Annotated in this window: 1 protein-coding gene; it reads left to right on the top strand. The window is 63.7% G+C overall.

Going from position 1 to position 432, the window contains the following annotated elements; translation table 11 throughout:
- The coding region (gene cysD, locus DOM54_RS19665; protein WP_240613980.1) for a sulfate adenylyltransferase subunit CysD at positions 1-432 on the top strand (432 nt) is incomplete at both ends.

Below are 432 nucleotides of genomic sequence, written 5' to 3'. Positions count from 1 at the left end.
CCATCTCAAGCAGCTCGAAGCCGAGTCCATCCATATCATCCGCGAGGTCGCGGCCGAGTTCGGCAACCCGGTGATGCTCTACTCGATCGGCAAGGACTCCTCGGTGATGCTGCACCTGGCCCGCAAGGCGTTCTATCCCGGCCCGCCGCCGTTCCCGCTGATGCACGTCAACACCACCTGGAAGTTCAAGGAGATGATCGAGTTCCGCGACAAGATGGCCGCGGAGGTCGGCATGGAACTGATCGAGCACATCAACGAGGAGGGACGGGCCGCCGGCATCAACCCCTTCGACCACGGCAGCGCCAAGTACACCGACATCATGAAGACCCAGTCGCTCAAGATGGCGCTGGACAAGTACGGCTTCGACGCCGCCTTCGGTGGCGCCCGGCGCGACGAGGAAGCCTCCCGCGCCAAGGAGCGGGTCTACTCCTT

Origin of the sequence: Salinicola acroporae (assembly GCF_003206615.1) — a bacterium.
Classification (GTDB): Bacteria; Pseudomonadota; Gammaproteobacteria; order Pseudomonadales; family Halomonadaceae; genus Salinicola; species Salinicola acroporae.
The sequence above is the reverse complement of the archived record's forward strand: the minus strand, read 5'-3'. Positions and strand labels throughout refer to the sequence as shown.